Source organism: Gordonia polyisoprenivorans NBRC 16320 = JCM 10675 (assembly GCF_000241325.1).
Lineage (GTDB): Bacteria > Actinomycetota > Actinomycetes > Mycobacteriales > Mycobacteriaceae > Gordonia > Gordonia polyisoprenivorans.
In genome coordinates, this window is record NZ_BAEI01000044.1 from 24131 (window position 1) to 43195 (window position 19065).

Genomic DNA, 19065 nt, shown 5'->3' on the forward strand with positions numbered 1-19065 from the left:
TCCGCGTGAATGCTCTCGGGCCGAACATGTTTGACGCACCCCATGTTTGACGCACCGCCGACCTGGGCACGCTGACGGGAGACCATCAGCGACCAGGAGGAACAGATGCGAGCGGTGACATGGCAGGGCAAGCGCACGGTGTCGGTGGACGAGGTGCCCGACCCGAAGATCGAAGAACCCTCGGACGCGATCATCAAGGTCACCTCCACCAACATCTGCGGATCCGATCTGCACCTGTACGAGGTCCTCGGCGCCTTCATGACTCCCGGGGACATCCTCGGACACGAGGCGATGGGTGTCGTCGAGGAAGTCGGCGCCGACACCGGCGAACTGCGGGTCGGCGACCGTGTGGTGATCCCGTTCCAGATCTCGTGCGGCACCTGCCGCATGTGCGACGACCGGCTCTACACCCAATGTGAGACAACACAAGTCCGCGATCAGGGGATGGGTGCGGCACTGTTCGGCTACTCGAAGCTCTACGGGTCGGTGCCCGGCGGGCAGGCCGAGTACCTCCGTGTGCCGCAAGCACAGTTCACCCACATCAAGGTGCCCGACGACGCACCGGACTCCCGGTACGTCTACCTGTCCGACGTGCTGCCGACCGCCTGGCAGGGCGTGGAGTACGCGGGCATCCCCGACAACGGCACCGTCACGGTGCTCGGCCTCGGACCGATCGGTGACATGGCCGCCCGCATCGCCGCCCATCGGGGTGCGCGGGTGATCGCCGTCGACCGGGTACCCGAACGACTCGCCCGTGCCGAGGCCCGCGGCATCACCACCATCGACCTCGACGCCGTCGACGACGTGGCCGAAGCGGTCCGGGAACGGACCGACGGACGCGGCAGCGACTCGGTGATCGACGCCGTCGGCATGGAAGCCCATGGCTCGCCGGTCAATCAGATGGCCCAGCGTCTGGTCGGTCTGCTACCCGACGCGGTGGCCGAGCCACTCATGCAGCACGCCGGTGTGGACCGAATGGCCGCGTTCTACACCGCGATCGACGCCGTCCGCCGCGGTGGCACCATCTCGTTGAGCGGGGTGTATGGGGGCACGGCCGACCCGATCCCGATGCTCACGTTGTTCGACAAGCAGATTCAGCTCCGGATGGGTCAGGCGAATGTGAAACGCTGGGTTCCCGACATCTTGCCGCTCCTCGGCGACGATGACCCGCTGGGAGTGGATTCCTTTGCCACTCATGAACTCTCGCTCGACGAGGCGCCGCACGCCTACGACATCTTCCAGAACAAGCAGGACGGCGCGGTCAAGATCACCCTCAAGCCCTGACGGCACGCGACAATCGCGGTCACCCGGCGGAAGGAGCGTCCTCCTCGGGATCGGTCAGCTCCTCCCGCAGGGCCCGCAGGGTCCGGGAGAGCAGCCGCGACACGTGCATCTGCGAGATGCCGACCTCCGCGGCGATCTCGCTCTGCGACATCCCACGAAAGAAGCGCAGCGACAGGATGTTTCGTTCACGCTCGGGGAGTCGGGCCATCGCCGGGGCCAGCGTGACGTAATCCTCCACCGCAGCGAGGTGTTCGTCGTCGTCGCCGAGCGTGTCGCCGATCGACTGCCGCTGCTCGTCGGCCTCGGCATCGATGGAGATGGAGTTGTAGGCCGACCGGGCCATCAGACCGTCGATGACCTCGTCGACGGAGAGGTCGAGGAATTCGGCGAGTTCGCTGGGTCGCGGCGAACGCCCGAGGCGTTGCACCAGTTCGTCGGCGGCCCGGCCGATCCGCAGTGAGATCTCCTTGCTGCGACGCGGCACGCGCATACTCCACGTGCCGTCACGGAAATGGCGCCGGACCTCACCCATCACGGTCGGCACGGCGAACGACAGGAAATTCGCGCCGCGCTCGACGTCGAAGCGATCCACCGCGTTCACCAACCCGATCCGGGCGACCTGGACGAGATCGTCGAAGGCCTCCCCACGGTCGGCGAAACGGCGGGCCACATGCTCGGCCAGCGGCAGGCAGCGCTCGATCACCCGATCCCGCAGAACCGAACGATGGTCGGCGTCGGATTCGGCCCGCATCTCCGCCAGCATCGGGATGACGTCGGCGTACTCGTCATCACGGCGATCCTGTCCTTGCGTAGACGGCGACAAACAAATCCTCCATGGCCCGAGGTGGCGTTCTCGGACGATTGACCGGCAGATATGGCTCTCTTGTCACCGTACCCAGTTGCGCCGGACCCGAAACTCCCCTTGAAGACCTACCCGCCGGTCCGTACGGTTGGACACAGCGGTTCAGTCAAGCAGCTGCGAGCGGCGCGGACTGGACCATCTCCGTCTCGTCGCATCCTTTCACCGACTCCGATCTTTCACTGACTCCGATGTCACCTATGCGACGGAGGCCGCCATGAAACAGCTCGACACCAACATGACTTTCCATCCGGCGAACGACCCGGATGATTCAGCAGCGACGTACTCGGCGCCGCATCGTGATCGCGCGTCCACACCGATGGCCGTCGGACGGTCGTTCTGCGTGCAGCATCTCTCCGGCGCCATCGACATGCAGACCACCGCCGATTTCGCGGTGGCCCTCGACAGGGTGCTGGCCAAGCAGCCCGAGGGTGTGGTCCTCGACCTCACCGATGTCCGATTCCTCAGCGCATCCGGACTCGGGGTTCTGGTCGGTTTCCATGACGAGGCCGCTCACCAGGGCATTCCTGTCGCCGTGGTCGGCGGTACCCCGATCGCACGGCCGATCCGCGCATGCGCCGGGGAGACGGGTATCGACGTCTACGATTCGGTCGAGGCCGCCGGGTGGGCGGTGATCACCGCTGCCGCGTCTTACCGATCGTGACGGTGAGATCCCGGTGATCGGGACGATCGACACACTCGATGGTGTGCGCATCGGTGAGCGTGGTCACCACCCGCCACCCGAAACCTGTTGTGTCGATCTCGAATCCGGGGATCACCGGGCTCGCGGCGCGGGCCACCGCACCGGTCGGACCGACGGTCAGCGACAGGTGCACCCGCGCACCGGCAACGGCTGCGGAGATGAGCTGGGAGCAGATCTCGTCGATCGCGATCTTGACGTCGGTGACCTCGTCGACGGTCCAGTCGGCGAGGTACAGGGTGCGCTCGACGACCGACCGGATGATCGAGAGTCGGTCGGACTCCGCGCCGACGGCGAGCTCCACCGGTTCTCCGGAGGCGTCCAACAGGTCGACGATCACCGTCTGCCCGCCGCCACCACTCACGCCGCTGTCTGTCACTGATCCTCTCCTCACGATGGTTGGCTTCTGACTTGGTTCTTACCCATCCCTTCGCCGGGCAAAACCCCCGTTGTGCCGGCGGTCGTCTTCGGCCTGCCGGCGGGTGCGCTCCCGGTAGCCGTAGGTGGCGCGCAGGACGTCATCGTAGCTGTCGGCGCTCGACCCGATGGCGCCTGCGAACATTCCCAACGACGTCGCCAGCCACGCCAGGCTCAGGTAGTTCCACACGTCGACCGGCGCCCCCAGCGTCTGCGTCATGAACCCGGAGTCGATGACGATGACCGCGGCGAGCAGGGTCGCGGTGAACAATCCGAGATAGAGCACCGCCGCACTGAAGGCGACGGTGACCACGGTGGCGATGTTGTAGAGCCGCGCACGCCGCGCCGTCGTGCGGCGCGGGGTGTCCCACAGCCGATTGTTGACCACCAGCCAGACGGTCGCGAGAACCAGCGACAGCAGCGAGATGCCCAGCAGCCGCCACACGCTCAGCGCATCGGCCATCGACCAGATCGAGGTGAAGAACACCCCGAACGAGGCCGCGGCGGCCGCGGCCGCGGTCATGCCGGTGAGCGTGGGGATCAGCCGCCACGGCCGGTTGCCCCGAACCATGCCCAGTGTCAACCGCATTCGGCCGATTCGCCCGCCGTCGAGCAGTCGGTCGGTGCCTGCTGTCGGGTCGGTCGACCAGCGGCGCCCGCCCGGCTGGGGCTCTCGCCGACCACCGAGTCGGCCGGCGGCGAGGCCGATCGCGTCGATCAGTCGCCTCCGCGGGAACGGGCCGAAGGCCGGCGCGGAGATCACCGCCGACTCGCGCCCGGCGTCGACCTCGATCGACACCACATCGGGTGTGCGGGTACGACTCTCGGCGAATCTCGGTATCTCGGTGAGGAACACCACCGCTTCGGGGCCGAGTGTCTCGCCCGAGCGCACGGCCTCCAGGTTGGATTTGGGTTCCAGCTCCAGCGACGATTCGTCGGCCACCGTCAGCCCCGCGTACTCGAATGCGTTGGGCTCCAGAACGTCGCGGATCTCGTCCTCGGACTTCTCCACGATGGTGGCGGGCAAGCCGGGTTCGGCGATGATGCGTAAACCGGGTGCCTCGTCTGCTGCTCGTGTCATATGGTCCGGGGTACCCATCGCGAACGCGGGTCAATCGCGGCGTTCTACGGGTTTGACCTCGGCGTCCCCGGGTATCCCCGGACAGCGGGAAGTCTTCCCCACCATTCAGACGAGGAGACGGCTATGGCCATCTGCGACATGTGCGGCAACGAGTATCCGCGGGCGATGACGATCACGATCGGGACGGATCCGCACTCCGGCGGGGTCTTCGACAGCTTCGAATGTGCAATCGCCGCTCTCGCACCGCACTGCGGACACTGCCGGTGCCGCATCCTCGGGCACGGACTCGAGAGCGGCAACGACATCTTCTGCTGCGCGCACTGTGCACGCGAGGCCGGCCATCGTGGCCTGGTCGACCACATCGGGGCGGCCGACGGCGGGTCCGGGCGCTGGCGGGTGTTCGACGACCGTCATGCCGAATCTGTCGACTGACGGAATCGGGGAACTGACGTTGGAGCGCCCGCGCTATCGCGTGAATGGGTTGCCGTCGAAGCGTTCTCGCGTCACGAAGTCCTCGACGGGTTCCCGCCGTAGCCGGGTGAGTTGTTTGACCGGCTTGCCCAGCGGCAGCACCGCCGCCACCGCGTGGGTGTCGGGGATCGCCAGGAGTTCGCGGACGCCGGGTTCCTCGGTGACGGCCATCGTGGTGATCGTGCCGCCGAATCCGCGAGAACGTGCGGTGGTGAGGATGTTCCACACCAGCGGATAGATCGAGCCACCCGGGACCACGCCGATGCGGTCGAGGTCCTTGTCCATCGACGCCACGACCTCCAGGTTCACCGTCACCACCAGCAGCACCGGCGCAGCGGCGAGCGGGGCGACGAACTCGTCGACGCCTTCGGTGACGGCGAGGTCGGCGTCGGTGACCGCGCTGGGATGCACGACGTTCCACGGCATTTCGCCCGCGGCACGCTGGGCCAGGTAGCGGCGGGCACCGGTCTTGCTCACTTCGGCGATCGCCTGCTTGGTGTCCGGGTCTCGCACCACGATCACATGTGCGCCCTGGCGGTTACCGCCACTGGGCGCGAAGCGCGCGGTGTCGAGGATCTCCCACAGCACCTCGTCGGTCACCGGATCGTCGGTGAACTCGCGTGCGGCGAAAGTCGTGCGGATGACGTCGTCGAATTCCATGTCTCGATCCTCCCACCACGAATACGGCTTCCACGCGAGCGGGCTCCGGACCCGGAAAATCGGGGGTCGGAGCCCGCTCACGTGGTATCTGTATTCGGCAGCCGAGCTATACCTTCTGCTGCATCGACGAGCGCGCCGGATTGCCCTGCTCGGCCTTCTTCGGGTCGGGCTCGTCGGCCTTCTCGGTGACACCCTTCTTGATCTTGGCGCCCAGATCGGTGTCGACCCGGCTCCAGTACTCGAAGGCCCGGGCCAGCACGGGCTCGCTGACACCGTTGAGCAGGTGACCGACGATGTTGTCCACCAAGCGATCCCGGGCGGCGTCGTCGAGGACCTCGCGCACCATCGTGCCCGCCTGACCCCAGTCGTCGTCTTCGGGATGATCGACGTAGGCGCTGCGGATGATGTCGCCGTCGGCGGCCCACTGCGGCTCGGCCTGCCCGGCGAACGTCGCTGCCGGACCGCCCTTGGAGTTCGGCGCATACACCGGGTCGGTCACCGGATTGATCCGCATCGCACCGTCTTTGGAGTAGGTGTGTACCTCGTTGCGCGGGGCGTTGACCGGGATCTGCTTGTAGTTGGCGCCCAGACGGTGCCGGTGCGCGTCGGCGTAGGAGAACACCCGGCCCAGCAGCATCCGGTCGGGACTGAACCCGATGCCCGGCACCACGTTGTTCGGCTCGAAGGCGACCTGCTCGATCTGTGCGTGATTGTCGGTGGGGTTGGTGTGCAACGTCATCCGGCCCACCTCCTGCAACGGATAGTCGCCGTGCGGCCACACCTTGGTCAGGTCGAACGGATTGAACCGGTACGAGACGGCGTCGTCGTAAGGCATGATCTGCACCTTGAGCGTCCAGCTCGGATGGTCGCCGCCGGCGATGGACTCGAATAGATCCCGGGTATGGAAATCGGTGTCCGCCGCAGCCATCTGATCGCCCTCGTGCTGGGTGAAGAACTCGATGCCCTGATCACTGATGAAGTGGTACTTGACCCAGGACTTCACACCCTGCGCATTGACCCACAGGTAGGTGTGCGAGCTGTAGCCGTTCATGTGCCGCCACGTCTTCGGGATGCCCCGGTCACCCATCAGCCAGGTGACCTGGTGGGCCGACTCCGGCGAGAGGGTCCAGAAGTCCCACTGCATGTCGTGGTCTCGAAGGTTGTTGTCGGCGCGACGTTTCTGCGACCGGATGAAGTGCTGGAACTTCATCGGGTCCTTGACGAAGAAGACCGGCGTGTTGTTGCCGACCATGTCGTAGATACCCTCGTCGGTATAGAACTTGAGCGCGAAACCCCTTGGGTCACGCCAGGTGTCGGGGCTGCCACGCTCCCCCGCCACGGTGGAGAACCGGGCCACCATCTCGGTTTTCACCCCTGGCTGGAACAACCCGGCGCACGTGTACGCCGAGACGTCCTCGGTGGTCTCGAAGGTGCCGAAGGCACCGCTGCCCTTGGCGTGTGGCTGTCGCTCCGGGATGCGTTCCCGGTTGAACTGGGCCATCTGCTCGATCAGATAGTGATCGTGCAACACGATCGGCCCGCCGGCGCCGACGGTCAGCGAATGTTCGTCGCTGCCCGCCGGGGCCCCGGAATCACGGGTGGTGTAGAAATCGTTGTTCTCGGACATATCGCCTCCAACGGCCTTGAGCCGGATTGATTGTGTCCATCGCCGACGCCGGGCTGTGGCGCCGGCTCGCATCGCAAAGGCGAGCGCGAGGGTGCCAGGCTTCTCGAGCACCACTGCTTCGAGGGTAGCCGCTCGCCGGGCGCCGATGTCCAGGTCGGTGTCAGAACAGCAGCGGACCGAGCGCCGAGGAGAGCCCCTTCGCCGCGTCGACCAGCGAACGGATCGCGTCGAGCCGGGTGGAGACGCCGCCGATCATCACCGCGCCGCGGACGTCGCCGTCGGCGTCGAGGATCGGCACGGCGACGTGGGCGTGGTCGCAGACGAGCTCACCGTCGTCGATCGCGACATCGGTCCGGCGGATCTGTGCGATCTCATCGCCGAGGCGGGTGAGGTCGATGATCGTTGCCGGGGTGATCGGTGCCGGTGAGGCGCCGACCACCTCCCGCCACTCCGACAGCGACGCGAGCAGGATCTTGCCCGGCGCCGACGCGTGCGGATAGCGCATGAGTTCGCCGATACCGGTCAGCGGGTGGTCGGGGTCTGGGTCGAGGATTCGCAGCGTGGTGGGCCGGAAGTAGACCAGGTGCACCGCGAAACGCACCGATGACCGGAACTCGTCGATCAGCTCCCGCGCCCGCGCGGGCACCGGTGGTGGCAGCACCCCCGACAGCATCGTCGAGAGCCGGGCACCCAGCGCGAAGCCGCGCAGGTCGGCGGTCCGTACCAGGTATTCGTCGGCGACCAGTCCGTTGAGCAGCCGGTAGGTGCTGGCCTGCGGGAAGCCCAGATGACGGGCGATCTCGCTGCCGGTGGTGCCCAGCCCCAGATCGGCGACCGCCTCGATGATCTGCAGCGCCCGAGCCACCGAATCAGCACGGTCGGGTCGTCCTATCGCCACGGGTGCACCTGCCGCGTCATCGCAGGGTCACCGTGAGGATGTCGTCGCGGCTCGTGGCGTCGAAGACACCGACGCGGCCGAATCGGGTTGGCGCGCATCGTGCGACCACCGCCACCGCGACAACGACAACGATCATCGAGATCACATAGATCGCGCACAGCACCCGCCCGCTGCCGACGTCGGTGGTGAAGCCGGTGACGAGGAGCACCACGAGGATCGTCGCCGTCACCGCACCCAGCACGGTGATCGCGCGGCTCGCCTCGCCGATCCGACGCAACATCGCCGGCGCCGCCAGGCACGCGGTGAGGTAACTGCCCATGTAGCCCAGCGCGCTCAGCGTCAAGAAGTCGCGGATGCCGGTCTGCGGGTTGCCGCCGCACCACAGGAAGATCAGCGGCCCGGCGACGACGGCGCCCATCGCGCACACCGTCGCGAACGCCGGGGTGTGGAACCGCCGGTGCGCCCGGCCGAAACCGGCGGGCACGACCTGCTCGCGGCCAAGCGTGAACAGCACCCGGACCAGTGCATTCACCGAGGCCAGCGCGCAGGCGAAGAAGGAGGTCGCGATGCCGAGGTCGAGGATCACCGACGCGACGCGGGTGCCTTCGGACAGGAACAGGGCGGCCAGTGGGGTGGGACTCTCCCGGATGCGCTCGGGGGCGCCGGCCATCGCCACCGACTGCGAGGTGACCGCGAGCAGATAGATCACCGCAGCGGCCGGCGGCGTCCACATCAGGGTGCGGGGAACGCTGCGGAAGGGCCGCCGGGCCTCGGCGGAGAGGGTGGTCGCGGATTCGAATCCGACGAATGCGCTGACCGCGACGACGATGTTGAGACCCATCGAGCCGGGGTCGATGTGCGAGGTGAAGGCCGCCGAATATCCGGCACCGCGGTGAGTGATCCCCAACCACAGCATCAGACCGACCATGATGACGACGGCGACGATCTCGATGCCGAGGATTGCCGTTGCCGAGACCTTGACCCCGCGCACCATCAATACCGTCATCACCGCCGCCGACGCGACGACGATGACACACATCGCGATCACCGACGGCGCGGCGGCCACGCCGAGGCTGACCGCGATATGGCTCAGATATAGCCCGACGGCGAGCAATCCGGCCATGCTCACCGAGCCGTAGCCGAGGATCGCCGACCACGCCGTCGGTAGCGCCACACGAGGTCCGAACCCTTGGGCCACATAGGAATACAGCCCGCCGACCACCGCCAGTCGCTGGGCCATCGGCCGGATGCACGCAGCGACGAGCATGATGACGACGGCGGCCGCGGCGAAGGCGAGCACGCCACCGGAACCACTGATCGCCGCGATCACGAACAGGGGCGTCACCGCCGACGTGCCGGCCGGGGCGATGGCCGCGACCGATTGCGCGAAGACGGGTATGAAGGGGAGTTGACGACGCGTGAGCCCCCGGACGGGCGACTCGTCGGCGACGAGTGGCGATCCGGTGGCGCGACGGCGAGAGATCGACGAGGACATGGCGCCCTCCACGGTGGCCGAGAGCGCGTTTCCGCGCGTCGTTTTCATGTTTCATCCGTGTTAACCAGCGTGAGAATGTCGGCGTCTGTGATTCTCGACATGCCTTACATGGGCGCCATTGTGACGTGACACACACCTCGTAGCGTCGATTCTCGTTCCCTTCCCGGCGAGACCGACGCCGATCTCGCCGCCCACCGAAAGAGGCGCCCATGAGCACCACCGAACACGGTCGCGTCGCCGACGCCACCGCTGCCACCACCGACTACCTGGACAAACGCCGACTCGCGACGGGCACCGCCGGGTGGGTGCTGCTCGCCGGGCTCGGCGTCAGCTACGTCATCAGCGGTGACTACTCCGGCTGGAACTTCGGCCTGGCCCAGGGCGGTTTCGGAGGTCTCGCGATCGCCGCGGTCATCATCGCCGCGATGTATCTGGCGATGGTGCTGGGCATGGCCGAAATGAGTTCGGCACTGCCCGCGGCCGGCGGCGGATACACCTTCGCCCGTCGTGCGCTCGGGCCGTGGGGCGGGATGGCCACCGGCACCGCTGTGCTCATCGAGTACGCGATCGCCCCGGCGGCCATCGCGACCTTCATCGGGTCCTACGTCGAATCGCTGCATCTGTTCGGCATCACCGACGGATGGTGGGTGTACCTCGCCGCGTACGCACTGTTCATCGGCATCCACCTCGCCGGCGTCGGCGAAGCACTCAAGGTGATGTTCGTGATCACCGCGATCGCATTGCTCGGGCTACTGATCTTCGCGATCGCGGCGCTCGGCGACTTCTCGTGGGCCAACCTGACCAACATCGCGCCCACCGACGCCGCAGGTGCGAGTTCGTTCCTCCCGCACGGATTTCTGGGCATCTGGTCGGCGATCCCGTTCGCGATCTGGTTCTTCCTCGCGGTCGAGGGTGTCCCGCTGGCCGCCGAGGAAGCCAAGGACCCGGCCCGCAACGTGCCGCGCGGCATCATCGCGGCGATGTGCGCGCTGATGTTCACCTGCGCGCTGGTCTTGTTCCTGGTGTCGGGAGCCGGTGGCGCCGAGGCCATGCAGGATTCGGGTAACCCGCTGGTCGAGGCGCTGGGCAGCGGCGCGGCGCACACCGTCGTCAACTACATCGGCCTCGCCGGCCTGATCGCGAGCTTCTTCTCCATCATCTACGCCTACTCCCGGCAGCTGTTCGCGCTGTCGCGCGCCGGCTATCTGCCGAAGTCGTTGTCGGTCACCAACTCTCGCAAGGCGCCGACGCTGGCGTTGATCGTGCCCGGCGTCATCGGATTCGGCCTGTCACTGACCGGTGAGGGCGCGATGCTGCTGAACATGGCGGTCTTCGGGGCCGCGCTGAGCTACGTGCTGATGATGATCAGTCACATCGTGCTACGTGTGCGCGAACCGCAGCTGCCACGCCCCTACCGCACGCCGGGCGGCATCGTCACCACCTCGTTCGCCCTCGTCGTCGCCGTCCTCGCGGTCATCGCGACCTTCCTCGTCGACATCACCGCCGCCACCGGCTGTCTGATCGTGTTCGCGGTGATCATGGGCTATTTTGGCTTCTACAGCCGCAAGCGGCTCGTCTTCGCCACCGCCGACGAAGAGTTCCAGGCCATCGCCGACGCCGAAGAAGGACTCTCGTGACCTACCGTCAGACATTGCGCGGACAGACCTACACCTTCGCCGACCTCGTCGAGGTGCTGGCCAAGGCCACGCCCGCACGCTCGGGCGACGAGCTGGCCGGGTGCGCCGCGGAGTCCGACGCCGAGCGCGCCGCCGCCGCCTGGGTGCTCGCCGACCTCCCGCTGACGGTATTCCTCGAACAGATGGTGGTGCCGTATGAGTCCGACGAGGTCACCCGGCTGATCATCGACACCCACGACCGCGAGGCCTTCGCGCCGGTGTCACACCTGACCGTCGGCGGCCTGCGCGACTGGTTGCTCGAACAGGTCGGTGATCCGGAAGGACCACGCCGGCTGCGTGCCGTCTCACCCGGGCTGACACCGGAAATGGTTGCGGCGGTGAGCAAACTGATGCGCAACCAGGACCTGATCGCCGTCGCCCGTCGCGTCGAGGTGATCTCGGCGTTCCGCACGACCATCGGATTGCCGGGCCGCCTGGCGACGCGGCTACAGCCCAACCATCCGACCGACGATCCGCGCGGCATCGCCGCCGGACTGCTCGACGGATTGCTGCTCGGTTGCGGTGACGCGGTGGTCGGGATCAACCCGGCAACCGACTCACCGCACGCCACCGCCACCCTGCTGAGATTGCTCGACGAGATCCGCACCCGCTTCGACATTCCGATGCAGTCGTGTGTGCTCTCGCACGTGACCACCACCATCGGGCTCATCGAGGAAGGCGCGCCGGTCGACCTGGTCTTCCAGTCCATCGCCGGAACCGAGGGCGCCAACCGCGGATTCGGTGTCGACCTCGCCGTGCTGCGCGAAGCCGACGAGGCCGGACGATCGTTGGGGCGCGGCACGGTCGGCGACAACGTCATGTACCTGGAAACCGGTCAGGGATCGGCACTTTCGGCGGGGGCGCACCTGGGCACCGGCGGCCGGCCGGTTGATCAGCAGACCCTGGAGACCCGCTCGTATGCGGTGGCCCGGGCGCTGGACCCGCTCCTGGTCAACACCGTCGTCGGATTCATCGGGCCGGAATACCTGTTCGACGGCAAACAGATCATCCGCGCCGGCCTCGAGGATCACTTCTGCGGCAAGCTCCTCGGCCTGCCGATGGGTGTGGACGTCTGCTACACGAACCATGCCGAGGCCGATCAGAACGACATGGACACCCTGCTGAGTCTGCTCGGCCTGGCGGGCTGCCCGTTCGTCATCACCGTGCCCGGCGCCGACGACATCATGCTGGGCTATCAGAGCCTGTCGTTTCACGACGTGCTCTACCTGCGCGAGGTCATGGGACTGCGCGCCGCACCGGAATTCGAGGCGTGGATGCAGACCATCGGCATGGCCGACGAGGGCGGACGGGTCACCCCCCTCGATCCGCACACCTCACCGCTGCGCGGACTGGCCGCCTCATGAGCACCGGCAACACCCCCGCCCACGACCCGTGGGACCTGATGCGGCGCACCACACAGGCGCGAATCGGTTTGCGGCGCAGCGGATACACCCTCTCGACGCGCGACGTCCTCACCTTCCAGGCCGATCACGCCGCCGCCCGCGACGCCGTCCACACCCCGATGGACATCGACACCGTCGGCAAGGGACTGCGGGAGTTGGGTTTCGGCGAACCGATCGCGGTGACCAGCCGGGCCTCCTCCCGCGCCGAATACCTGCGGCGGCCCGACCTCGGCCGGATGCCCGCGGATCTGTCATCGATCGAGTCGTCGGGCGCCGACATCGGCATCGTCATCGCCGACGGACTGTCGGCGACCGCCGTCGACACCCACGCCGTCGCCCTCATCGACGCCCTGACGTCGGCTCTGACACCGCAATTCACCGTCGCGCCACCGGTTCTCGCCTCCCAGGCCCGGGTGGCCCTCGGCGACCACATCGGTGAGGCACTCGGTGTGGAGATGCTGATCGTCATCATCGGCGAACGGCCGGGCCTGTCGGTGGCCGACAGTCTCGGTATCTACCTCACCTATGCGCCCGAGCCGGGTCGGCGTGACTCCGAACGCAATTGCATCTCCAACATCCACCCACCCGACGGTCTCGGGTACGCCGACGCCGCCCGGATCGTCGCGGCGCTGGTCGCCGGCGCCCGGCAACTCGGCGCGTCGGGTGTCGCCCTGAAGGACACCTCCGCGGGTGAGGCCGCGGTGGCTGCGGCGGAGCAGTCGGGGCTCACCTGAGGCACGCCGGGCGTGTGTGCCGACAGTCTTCACACGATTGCACCGAACGCCTCGTCGGCGACCTCCAGTGTTCGGACGATGTCGTCGGAGGTGAGGGCGGCGTTGATGAAGTGGTTGTGGTGGGAGGTGAGAAACACCCCGCGTCGAACACATTCGGCGATCCAGCGTTGATGCAACATCAACGACGGATCGTCGGCGATGCGAAGGTAGAACAGCGCGGGCTCGCCGGAGGCGACAAGGGTCAGACCGTGACCGGCGGCGACGTCGACGAGACCTTCGGTCAGAGAAGTGCCGAGTTCCCGGAACAACGCAGGCGCATCGAGTTCTTTGAGCTTGGCGATGGTTGCCATACCGGCGGCGAACGGGACCGCACTCATCCAGTAGCTACCGGTGTAGGTGATGCTGCTGACCGCCGACCGCAAGCTCTCCCGGCCGCACAGGGCGGACACGTTGTAGCCGTTGGCAATCGCCTTGCAGAAACAGATGAGGTCGGCAGAAAAGCCGTAGTGATGGTCACTGCCGGCGAGGTCGAGACGAAAGCCGGCGCGCACGTCGTCGACGATGAGCACCACTCCGTGTTCGTCACAGAGTGCACGAACCGCGGCCCAAAACCCAGGCGCTGGTAGCTCGTTGTCGGCGAAGTTCCCGTGTTGGTACGGCTGTGCAATGAGGGCGGCAATCTCACCGCGATGTTCGACGAAAGTCTCTCTGAGCGAGTCGATGTCGTTCCACTTGACCTCGATGTTGCCACCGACATCCTGCGGCAGGACGCCGGGATAGTCGAGCTTCTGTGCCCACGGGTCGACGCCGTGATAGTAGCCGGAGAAGAAGACGATTCGGCGGCGTGCGGTGGCGGCGCGCGCGGTCATGATCGCCAGCGTCGTCACATCGCCACCGTTCTTGGCGAAGAATGCCCAGTCGGCGCTCGCGACGGTGTCGACCATCACCTCGGCGAAGTCGACGAGCGCCACCGACGGAACCGAGACGGTATCTTCCTTGCGCGCTTGGACATCGGCTGCGGCAGCAACATCGGGATCACCGTAACCCAGGACGTTGGGACCGTATCCGCACATGTAGTCGATGAATTCATTGCCGTCGAGGTCCCAGAATCGGGTGCCCTGGGCATGTGAGGAGAACTTCGGGAAGGCCGATCGCGGGATGTGCATGCCCTCGGTGGGCGACAGGTGGCCGTAGACACCTCCGGGAATCACCTTGGCGGCACGGGCAAATGCGGCGTCGCTCGCCGCGTATGTGTAAGGGCGGCTGGGGGATTGGATGTCGGTCATGTGACGATCATGGCTCCAGGTAGGCCCCGACACGGTCGAGGATGCGGTTGAGGTTGTCGATGAGCGGGATCAGTCCGTACATGGCTATGCGGCCGTCGCCAACGCAGGCCAACGACGATTCGCGCCCGGCGAGCACGTCGCCGACCACGGTCAGGTCGGCGAAACGCAAGACCGCGGTCGGGCGGGCAGAGGTGACGTCGGTGCGTCGCATGTACGACGAGGCGACCCGGAATCGATAGGTGTATTCGTCACCGATCTGCATGTCGATGCGCCCGTCGGACATATGCGCCGCCGAGAATCGGCCGCTATCATCATGATTGGCAACAACGGTGAGTGCGCCGGCCACCACCTCGAGGGTCAGCAACGTGGAGATCTCCCGGAACCGCGGGTCGGCGAGACGCTGAGGGTCGGGTCTCAGATACTCACCGAGAAGGTTGGTCAGCGGTGTGAACACCGTGGTGAGGAATCGTAGCCCGCGCGGTCCGGCGGCCGGGATGGGCGACGAATCACCGGCGACGACCGCGTTGAGATGGCAGGCTGAGGTGAAGAACAACGTGGGACCGCCTGCGCCCCAACCAGGTCGGATACCGCCGCTCCCGAAGGTGTAGCGCGCGTTCAGTCCGCCGGGCGCCCGGAGTGTCAACGTGGTGTCCGAGCGCATGGGCGACAGGATGTCGCGGGCGTCGGGCACCAATTCGACCAGGGTCGGCAGTGCCCCGAACACGGCGTCGAGGTTGATCTCGGCGCGGACGCGCTCGTCGACGTCGATCAGCATGGGCGGCCATCCTTTTCTCGAGGGCCGCTGCCGGCCCGGGTGGTCGATCGGGCGCCGACGGTCAGCACCAGCCGACGCGGGGCACATCGGGCGGCGAACGCCTGGATCCGGTTGCCGAGGCCGACGGTGACCACCGGCCCGGACGTGGTGTCGAGCGCGGCGAATGCGGCATCGACGACCTCCTCAACGGTGCCGAGCCGACCGACCTTGAACTGTTCGGAGCCCGAAGCCTCGAAGAACTCGGTGGCGGTCGGCCCGGGGCAGAGAGCCAGGACGCGCAGACCGCTTCCGCGGCTCTCCTCCCAGATGGCCGAGGTCAGCGACGTCACGAAAGCTTTGCAGGCGGCATAGACGGCGAGATTGGGCACCGGTTGGTGGCCGGCGGTACTTGACACGGTGATCAGTGCGCCTGCCGGACCGGCCGCCAGCAACGAGGGCAGGAGGTGGCGGGTGAGCAGTGCCGGCGCCACCACATCAACCGTCATCTCCTCGAGGATCCGATCGGCGTCCTCGTCGACGAACCGACCGGCCGTGCCGAAACCCGCGCAGTTCACCAGGATTCCGATCTCGAGGCCAACCTCGCGAAGATGTGCGGCGAGCGCGCCCGGCGCGGCAGGGTCGGCCAGATCGGCGAGTACGACGGCCGCCGACACCCCGAATCGACGCTCGAGACTCTCGGCGAGGGCGCGCAGTCGCTCGACCCGACGCGCGACGAGCACGACGTTGTGGCCGTTCCTGGCGAACCGTTCGGCAAAGCCCTTGCCAATACCCGAGCTGGCGCCGGTGACCAGCGCCGTCGGCGCATCTGCGCTCACAGCTCCCGCTTCCCGGAGACAGCGTGCAGTCACACACATCCCCAATTTCTGGACAAATGACTCGTTCGGCTGGCGACGCTGCCGCAGAATTCTCGAGTTTCATCGACGTAAACACTGAAACTTCCCACTTGCGGCGTCGACTTCCCGCACTCTTAATGGGAGTAACCGGGACATTAGTCCAGACTCTGGAGTCCGGCAAGGTTTCGGCGTCCACCACGCCACGGCGCCGGTGATAATTGACCCGCACACCGACAGGGGGACCAGGCATGCAGATCACGCCGACAGGACCGGGCACGGTCGAGGGACTGCCCTCACTGCGGGTCCGCAAGACCGCGGTGGCCTGCGGATACGCCGCACAGGGACTCGGTTACGCCGCGGTCATGACGGCGTTGCCGACCTTCCAGGACACCTGGGGAATCGACGACCAGGGCGTCGCGGTGATCCTGCTCGGCACGTGCGTCATGGCCGGAATCGGCTCGGTGGCCGCCGACCTGATCTCGGTACGCCGGGGCAGCCGGGTCGCGGTCTGCACCGCCCTGACGGTGCAGGTGGCGGCGATTGCGACGATGGCCTTCGCGCCCGTGTTCGCCGCGTTCATCGCGGCGGTGGTGGTCTACGGCATCGGCCTGGGCACCATGGACGCCGCCGCGAACATGCAGGGCACCATGCTCGAAGCCCGCACGGCCACACCCCATCTCGGACGCTTCTATGCCGCCTATACCGCGGCGGCCGCCCTCGGTGCGCTGGCCATGAGCGCTTTCCTGTCCACCGCGGCGGGCGCGATCGGAGCGCTGCTGACCGCCGGCGCGATCCAACTCGCGGTTGCGGTGTTCGGCGTCGTCGGCCTCGATCCGTCCCGGGAGGCGGTCCACGCCCAGCGTGATACCGAGCAGTCACCCGCGCCGGATGCGGAGCGAATTGCGTTGCCGCGCCGCGCGATCTGGCTCGTCGGTGCCACGCTGATGGCGATCTACATGCTCGACTCCGCGGTGTCGACGTGGAGCACCGTCTACCTCACCAACGCCTTCGACAACCTCGCCCACCTCGCCCCGCTGGGGTATGCGCTCTATCAGGTCACCACCCTGCTGTCGCGCCTGGTGACCGACCGCCTGGAAATACGGGTGGGCATCACCCGTCTGGCCCTGGCAGCGATCGGCATCGGCGTCGCCGGCTGTGTGGTGATCGCCGCCGTCCCGGCCTTCGCCGGGGCGATCGTGGGCCTGGCCATCGCCGGCATCGGCGGCGGCATCCTGATCCCCGTGACCTTCGCCGCGGCCGGACGCATCCTGCCCGCACGCCGGGACGAGGTCATCGCACGGGTGAACCTCTTCAACTACGCGGGCGTCATCCTGGGCGCGGTGATCATCGGCGCCATCGCATCGGGCTCCGGGATCGGTCTCGGGTTCCTGATCCCCGCGGCCGGTCTCGTCGCGGTCATCCCACTGGCGCGACGCATCGACTCGACGCGCTGGCGTCCGGCCCCGAGCGCGGTGTGATGACCAGCCACCAGACCACCGAGCGGGGCGTCCGCGGACGCAGCCGTCAGCGTCGGCAGAAGCTGCTCGACGCGACCATCGAGATCATGGCCGAACAGGGGCTCGCCGCCGTCACCCACCGGGCGGTGGCCGCCGCGGCCGGATTACCGGCCTCGTCGACGAGCTACTTCTTCGAATCGATCGACGAGCTCATGGCCGAAGCGGTGACCGAGGCGATGGACCGCGAGGTCGCCCGGCTCGGCGCACTCGAGGGCGCGTTCGGTGACGGTCCCGCGTCGGCGGGCCGGTTGATCGGCAGCTTCGTCGACTTCATCCGCAGCGAACACGACCCGCACACCGTCGCCCAGTTCGAAATCTACCTCTACGCCTCGCGCAAGCCGGAGCTGCGCGAACGGGTCGTCACGATCATCGAGGCCACCCGCGAGATCGCCCGCCGAGCGCTGAATGCCGCAGGTGTCGAGAACCCGCTGGCCGCCGACGCCATGCTCGCGATGATCGACGGATTCTCGCTGCATCGCATCGCCGATCCCGACAGCACCGACGTCGAGGGCCTACTCCTCGGTCTCCGCGCGCTCCTCGTCGGGCTGTCGGCACTCGAGGTGGTCGGCGATTCCGATCCTCCGGGTCAGCGCTGATCAAGACCCTCCGGGTCAGCGCTGATCAAGACCCTCCGGGTCAGCGCTGATCAAGACCCTCCGGGTCAGCGCTGATCCAGGTACGCCCGGATCATGTCCTCCAACTCGGCCAGCAACGCCGTGTCCGGGGTGGTCGCACCGTCCTCACCCACCGCACTGAACGCCTCGTGCATCACCGCGTCGGCCGCGGCGAACACGGTGCGCGCCACCGTCATATCGCATCCGGTCAGTCCACACGCCTGCATCAGCTCGCACACCTTGACCGCCATCCGTGCCTTGTGCGCACGGCTGGGTCCACCGGGCAGCCGCGCGATGGACCGCACGATCTGCACGCTGCGTTCGTCGGTGTAGATCCCCGCGATGTGACCGATCACCTCGGCGACCGGGTCGGCGATCTCCTCGACCTCGATGCGATCGATGACGTCGTCCATCAGGTTCTCGATGCGCTCGTGGTAGCGGGCGACGAGGGCGGCGGCGATCGCGTCACGGTCGGGCAGATACTGATGCAGGGCGCCGACCGAGAGCCCCGCCTCCTCGGCCACCCTGGTCAGGGTCAGCGCGTCGACACCCTCGCGCACCGCGATCCGGTCGGCGGCCGCGAGGGCCTTGCTGACCTTCTCGCGTGATCGCGACTGGGTGGGCGTGCGCTTCAGGGGTACCGACGAAAGATCGTCTGTCGGCGGAGCGGCCGGAGCCGGCTCGTCTGGAGCGGAATACACCGGCCCACCATATCCGCCGAACGTCGAGCGACAC

19 protein-coding genes are annotated in these 19065 nt (G+C 67.2%); 8 read left to right on the forward strand and 11 right to left on the reverse strand.

The window, feature by feature from the left end:
• The first annotated feature begins 105 nt into the window (after window positions 1-105).
• Window positions 106-1284: a zinc-dependent alcohol dehydrogenase gene (locus tag GOPIP_RS12190; protein WP_006369958.1), complete on the forward strand. Its 1179-nt coding sequence runs from the start codon at window positions 106-108 to the stop codon at window positions 1282-1284.
• 19 nt (window positions 1285-1303) lie between these two features.
• Here the strand turns inward: GOPIP_RS12190 and GOPIP_RS12195 are convergent, their stop codons facing one another.
• The gene (locus tag GOPIP_RS12195) at window positions 1304-2047 is read right to left on the reverse strand and encodes a SigB/SigF/SigG family RNA polymerase sigma factor (RefSeq protein WP_006369959.1); all 744 of its coding nucleotides are present in this window, start codon (window positions 2045-2047) and stop codon (window positions 1304-1306) included.
• Between the two features lie 313 nt (window positions 2048-2360).
• On the opposite strand from GOPIP_RS12195, the gene GOPIP_RS12200 reads away from it, so the two are divergent.
• Window positions 2361-2807, forward strand: coding sequence for an STAS domain-containing protein (locus GOPIP_RS12200; RefSeq protein WP_006369960.1), 447 nt, complete (start codon window positions 2361-2363; stop codon window positions 2805-2807).
• On the opposite strand, the gene GOPIP_RS12205 is transcribed toward GOPIP_RS12200, so the two are convergent.
• Both GOPIP_RS12205 and GOPIP_RS12210 read right to left on the reverse strand, forming a co-directional pair.
• A complete protein-coding gene (locus GOPIP_RS12205; protein ID WP_006369961.1) occupies window positions 2779-3222 on the reverse strand; it encodes an anti-sigma factor in 444 nt (147 codons plus the stop codon). The genes GOPIP_RS12200 and GOPIP_RS12205 overlap by 29 nt on opposite strands.
• Window positions 3223-3261: 39 nt before the next feature.
• Window positions 3262-4341, reverse strand: a complete 1080-nt coding sequence (locus tag GOPIP_RS12210) for a hypothetical protein (protein ID WP_035727875.1) — start codon at window positions 4339-4341, stop codon at window positions 3262-3264.
• Window positions 4342-4464: 123 nt separating this feature from the next.
• Between GOPIP_RS12210 and GOPIP_RS12215 the strand changes: the two genes are divergently transcribed.
• Window positions 4465-4773, forward strand: coding sequence for a metallothionein (locus tag GOPIP_RS12215; protein WP_006369963.1), 309 nt, complete (start codon window positions 4465-4467; stop codon window positions 4771-4773).
• A gap of 33 nt (window positions 4774-4806) precedes the next feature.
• Here GOPIP_RS12215 and GOPIP_RS12220 read toward each other — a convergent pair whose 3' ends face one another.
• The 4 genes from GOPIP_RS12220 to GOPIP_RS12235 form a co-directional block, all read right to left on the reverse strand.
• The gene (locus GOPIP_RS12220; RefSeq protein ID WP_006369964.1) at window positions 4807-5472 is read right to left on the reverse strand and encodes a nitroreductase family protein; all 666 of its coding nucleotides are present in this window, start codon (window positions 5470-5472) and stop codon (window positions 4807-4809) included.
• Between the two features lie 106 nt (window positions 5473-5578).
• Window positions 5579-7099, reverse strand: coding sequence for a catalase (locus GOPIP_RS12225; protein WP_006369965.1), 1521 nt, complete (start codon window positions 7097-7099; stop codon window positions 5579-5581).
• Between the two features lie 160 nt (window positions 7100-7259).
• A complete protein-coding gene (locus GOPIP_RS12230; protein ID WP_006369966.1) occupies window positions 7260-7997 on the reverse strand; it encodes an IclR family transcriptional regulator in 738 nt (245 codons plus the stop codon).
• A 16-nt stretch (window positions 7998-8013) separates the two neighbouring features.
• Complete coding sequence (locus tag GOPIP_RS12235; RefSeq protein WP_006369967.1) at window positions 8014-9540, reverse strand: APC family permease; 1527 nt, start codon at window positions 9538-9540, stop codon at window positions 8014-8016.
• Window positions 9541-9701: 161 nt separating this feature from the next.
• Here GOPIP_RS12235 and eat point away from each other — a divergent pair, with 161 nt between their 5' ends.
• The 3 genes from eat to eutC are packed head-to-tail and all read left to right on the forward strand — an operon-like array spanning window position 9702 to window position 13305.
• On the forward strand, window positions 9702-11129 hold the full coding sequence (gene eat / locus GOPIP_RS12240; protein WP_006369968.1) for an ethanolamine permease: 1428 nt from the start codon (window positions 9702-9704) through the stop codon (window positions 11127-11129).
• A complete protein-coding gene (locus GOPIP_RS12245; RefSeq protein WP_006369969.1) occupies window positions 11126-12532 on the forward strand; it encodes an ethanolamine ammonia-lyase subunit EutB in 1407 nt (468 codons plus the stop codon). The genes eat and GOPIP_RS12245 overlap by 4 nt, the downstream gene beginning before the upstream one ends.
• A complete protein-coding gene (gene eutC / locus GOPIP_RS12250; protein WP_006369970.1) occupies window positions 12529-13305 on the forward strand; it encodes an ethanolamine ammonia-lyase subunit EutC in 777 nt (258 codons plus the stop codon). Before GOPIP_RS12245 ends, eutC begins: the two co-directional genes overlap by 4 nt.
• 29 nt (window positions 13306-13334) lie before the next feature.
• Here the strand turns inward: eutC and GOPIP_RS12255 are convergent, their stop codons facing one another.
• Genes GOPIP_RS12255 through GOPIP_RS12265 form a run of 3 tightly spaced genes read right to left on the reverse strand, consistent with a single transcriptional unit; the run spans window position 13335 to window position 16181 of the window.
• Entirely contained in the window at window positions 13335-14591 is a 1257-nt protein-coding gene (locus GOPIP_RS12255; RefSeq protein WP_006369971.1) for an aminotransferase class III-fold pyridoxal phosphate-dependent enzyme, read from the reverse strand.
• A 7-nt stretch (window positions 14592-14598) separates the two neighbouring features.
• The gene (locus GOPIP_RS12260; RefSeq protein WP_006369972.1) at window positions 14599-15366 is read right to left on the reverse strand and encodes a hypothetical protein; all 768 of its coding nucleotides are present in this window, start codon (window positions 15364-15366) and stop codon (window positions 14599-14601) included.
• Window positions 15360-16181: an SDR family NAD(P)-dependent oxidoreductase gene (locus GOPIP_RS12265; RefSeq protein ID WP_035727878.1), complete on the reverse strand. Its 822-nt coding sequence runs from the start codon at window positions 16179-16181 to the stop codon at window positions 15360-15362. Before GOPIP_RS12265 ends, GOPIP_RS12260 begins: the two co-directional genes overlap by 7 nt.
• A 266-nt stretch (window positions 16182-16447) precedes the next feature.
• Here GOPIP_RS12265 and GOPIP_RS12270 point away from each other — a divergent pair, with 266 nt between their 5' ends.
• Together GOPIP_RS12270 and GOPIP_RS12275 are read left to right on the forward strand one after the other, a co-directional pair.
• Window positions 16448-17677, forward strand: coding sequence for an MFS transporter (locus GOPIP_RS12270; protein ID WP_006369974.1), 1230 nt, complete (start codon window positions 16448-16450; stop codon window positions 17675-17677).
• Window positions 17677-18312 (forward strand): TetR/AcrR family transcriptional regulator, encoded by a 636-nt coding sequence (locus GOPIP_RS12275; protein ID WP_006369975.1) that lies wholly within the window; start codon window positions 17677-17679, stop codon window positions 18310-18312. The genes GOPIP_RS12270 and GOPIP_RS12275 overlap by 1 nt, the downstream gene beginning before the upstream one ends.
• 65 nt (window positions 18313-18377) lie before the next feature.
• Here the strand turns inward: GOPIP_RS12275 and GOPIP_RS12280 are convergent, their stop codons facing one another.
• Window positions 18378-19031 carry a TetR family transcriptional regulator gene (locus GOPIP_RS12280; protein ID WP_006369976.1) on the reverse strand — a complete coding sequence of 218 codons (654 nt, stop codon included), beginning with the start codon at window positions 19029-19031 and terminating at the stop codon, window positions 18378-18380.
• Window positions 19032-19065 lie beyond the last annotated feature (34 nt).

What these genes read in the sequence shown, in the direction of transcription:
- eat (WP_006369968.1), top strand. Translation starts at nt 9,702, where the DNA reads ATGAGCACCACCGAACACGGTCGCGTCGCCGACGCCACCGCTGCCACC.
- GOPIP_RS12195 (WP_006369959.1), bottom strand. Translation starts at nt 2,047, where the DNA reads ATGCTGGCGGAGATGCGGGCCGAATCCGACGCCGACCATCGTTCGGTT.
- GOPIP_RS12210 (WP_035727875.1), bottom strand. Translation starts at nt 4,341, where the DNA reads ATGACACGAGCAGCAGACGAGGCACCCGGTTTACGCATCATCGCCGAA.
- GOPIP_RS12260 (WP_006369972.1), bottom strand. Translation starts at nt 15,366, where the DNA reads ATGCTGATCGACGTCGACGAGCGCGTCCGCGCCGAGATCAACCTCGAC.
- GOPIP_RS12190 (WP_006369958.1), top strand. Translation starts at nt 106, where the DNA reads ATGCGAGCGGTGACATGGCAGGGCAAGCGCACGGTGTCGGTGGACGAG.
- GOPIP_RS12200 (WP_006369960.1), top strand. Translation starts at nt 2,361, where the DNA reads ATGAAACAGCTCGACACCAACATGACTTTCCATCCGGCGAACGACCCG.
- eutC (WP_006369970.1), top strand. Translation starts at nt 12,529, where the DNA reads ATGAGCACCGGCAACACCCCCGCCCACGACCCGTGGGACCTGATGCGG.
- GOPIP_RS12270 (WP_006369974.1), top strand. Translation starts at nt 16,448, where the DNA reads ATGCAGATCACGCCGACAGGACCGGGCACGGTCGAGGGACTGCCCTCA.
- GOPIP_RS12225 (WP_006369965.1), bottom strand. Translation starts at nt 7,099, where the DNA reads ATGTCCGAGAACAACGATTTCTACACCACCCGTGATTCCGGGGCCCCG.
- GOPIP_RS12215 (WP_006369963.1), top strand. Translation starts at nt 4,465, where the DNA reads ATGGCCATCTGCGACATGTGCGGCAACGAGTATCCGCGGGCGATGACG.
- GOPIP_RS12220 (WP_006369964.1), bottom strand. Translation starts at nt 5,472, where the DNA reads ATGGAATTCGACGACGTCATCCGCACGACTTTCGCCGCACGCGAGTTC.
- GOPIP_RS12255 (WP_006369971.1), bottom strand. Translation starts at nt 14,591, where the DNA reads ATGACCGACATCCAATCCCCCAGCCGCCCTTACACATACGCGGCGAGC.
- GOPIP_RS12235 (WP_006369967.1), bottom strand. Translation starts at nt 9,540, where the DNA reads ATGAAAACGACGCGCGGAAACGCGCTCTCGGCCACCGTGGAGGGCGCC.
- GOPIP_RS12275 (WP_006369975.1), top strand. Translation starts at nt 17,677, where the DNA reads ATGACCAGCCACCAGACCACCGAGCGGGGCGTCCGCGGACGCAGCCGT.